Source organism: Bordetella petrii (assembly GCF_020991325.1).
Classification (GTDB): Bacteria; Pseudomonadota; Gammaproteobacteria; order Burkholderiales; family Burkholderiaceae_B; genus Bordetella_A; species Bordetella_A petrii_E.
Genome location: NZ_JAJMLX010000469.1, coordinates 1 through 1,823, shown reverse-complemented (window position 1 = coordinate 1,823; position 1,823 = coordinate 1). Strand labels below are relative to the sequence as shown.

The following is a 1,823-nucleotide window of genomic DNA, read 5'->3' as shown; positions in this document are numbered from 1 at the left end:
ACGCCGGGCGTGGCGCTGCGCGCGCCCACCACGGCCAGGGCCGGCGTATTCAGGCGCGCGGTGTCGCCGTTTACGTAAAGCAGCAGCGGCGGGTCGGCCGTGGTCAGCAGGCTTTGCGGATAGGCGGCGTCGGCCAGGGTAAGTACGTGGTGCCCGGGCTGTTCCACCCAGTCCAGCGTGCGGTCGATCTGGTCCTGGGTCTCGCTGGAAACGGGCGCAGCCAATTGGCGCGCCAGTTCCTGCGGCACGTGGCGGGCCAGGGCGGCCGCGCCCAGCGCATAAATCTGCTCGGGCAGGCCCAGGGCGGAAAGCAGCGGGTAGGCCGCGGCCGGGCCCAGGCCGAGCTCTAGCGACAGGCGCAGCCAGGCGGACAATTCGGCGCGGGAGTGCGTAAGCGGCATGGTGCGGGCAAAGGGCGGTAAGACGATGAGGCCATGGGGCAGTGGGCTAGTGTCGCACGGCCCTTGCGCGGGGGCGGGTGCCTGGTGGGATCAAAACCGCCCGCCGCGCCGTCCGGCAATGGGCGAATTAGCCGAAAACTATTAGAAATCAAGCTTCTAATGAATTATTATTAAGTCATTGCTGACTAATCAGCCCCTATACGTTTGTTTGCCATGGCTCTGCTTCCCATTCTTCATTATCCCGACCCGCGCCTGCACAAAAAGGCCCAGCCGGTCGCGGTGGTGGACGACCGCATCCGGAAACTGGTGCGCGACATGGCCGACACCATGTATGAAGCCCCGGGCGTAGGCCTGGCCGCCACGCAAGTCGACGTGCACGAACGCGTGGTCGTCATCGATGTCTCTGAAGCCGGCAACGAACTGCGCGTGCTGATCAACCCCGAGATCACCTGGAAAAGCGACGAACGCCAGACCTACGAAGAAGGCTGTTTGTCGGTGCCGGGCATCTACGATCAGGTCGAGCGCGCGGCAAACATCCGCTACCGCGCCCTGGACATCGACGGCAAACCCTACGAAGCCGAGGCCGACGGCCTGCTGGCGGTGTGCGTGCAGCACGAGCTCGACCACCTCGATGGCAAGGTGTTCGTGGAATACCTGTCCAACCTGAAGCAGACCCGCATCAAGACCAAGCTGAAAAAAGCCGAGCGCGAAGCGCTGCGCGCCTGATCCCATGCGCCTGGTTTTCGCCGGTACGCCGGAATTCGCCCGCGTCGCCCTGGACGCCCTGCTGGCCGCCGGCCATGACATCCCCCTGGTACTGACCCAGCCCGACAGGCCTGCCGGGCGTGGCCTGAAGCTGACGCCCAGCCCGGTCAAGCAGGCCGCCCTGGCCGCCGGTATCACGGTGGCGCAGCCGCGCAGCCTGCGGCTGGACGGCCGCTATCCCGAAGACGCCGCCCAGGCGCGCGACACCCTGCTGCAGGCCGCGCCCGAAGTCATGGTGGTGGCCGCGTATGGCCTGATCCTGCCGGCCTGGACACTGGAACTGCCGCCGCGCGGTTGTCTGAATATCCATGCCAGCCTGCTGCCTCGCTGGCGCGGCGCCGCGCCCATCCAGCGCGCCATCGAAGCCGGCGACGCGCAAACCGGCGTCACCATCATGCAAATGGACGAAGGCCTGGATACCGGCGGCATGCTGCTGGAACAGCGCGTGTCCATTGGTCCCGACGATTCCGCCGCGCACCTGCACGACGCGTTGGCCCAGGCCGGCGGGCAGGCCATTGTGCAGGCCTTGCAGGCGCTGCAGGCCGGCCAATTGCAGGCCCGGCCCCAGCCCGCCGACGGCGTCACCTACGCCGCCAAGCTGGACAAGGCCGAAGCCCCGCTCGACTGTTCCCAGCCCGCCGCCGTGCTGGCGCGGCG

General features: G+C 67.4%; 3 protein-coding genes. 2 read left to right on the top strand and 1 reads right to left on the bottom strand.

The features are described from left to right. Nucleotides 1–401: DNA-processing protein DprA (locus LPZ50_RS24635; RefSeq protein WP_230665460.1), on the bottom strand; the 401-nt coding region annotated here is incomplete at its 3' end. A gap of 213 nt (nucleotides 402–614) precedes the next feature. Between LPZ50_RS24635 and def the strand changes: the two genes are divergently transcribed. Both def and fmt read left to right on the top strand, forming a co-directional pair. Beyond that, nucleotides 615–1,127, top strand: coding sequence for a peptide deformylase (gene def, locus LPZ50_RS24630; protein ID WP_230665459.1), 513 nt, complete (start codon nucleotides 615–617; stop codon nucleotides 1,125–1,127). A 4-nt stretch (nucleotides 1,128–1,131) separates the two neighbouring features. Then, nucleotides 1,132–1,823, top strand: a 692-nt coding sequence (gene fmt, locus LPZ50_RS24625) for a methionyl-tRNA formyltransferase (protein ID WP_230665458.1), incomplete at its 3' end; no start/stop codon positions are given.

What these genes read in the sequence shown, in the direction of transcription:
- def (WP_230665459.1), top strand. Translation starts at nt 615, where the DNA reads ATGGCTCTGCTTCCCATTCTTCATTATCCCGACCCGCGCCTGCACAAA.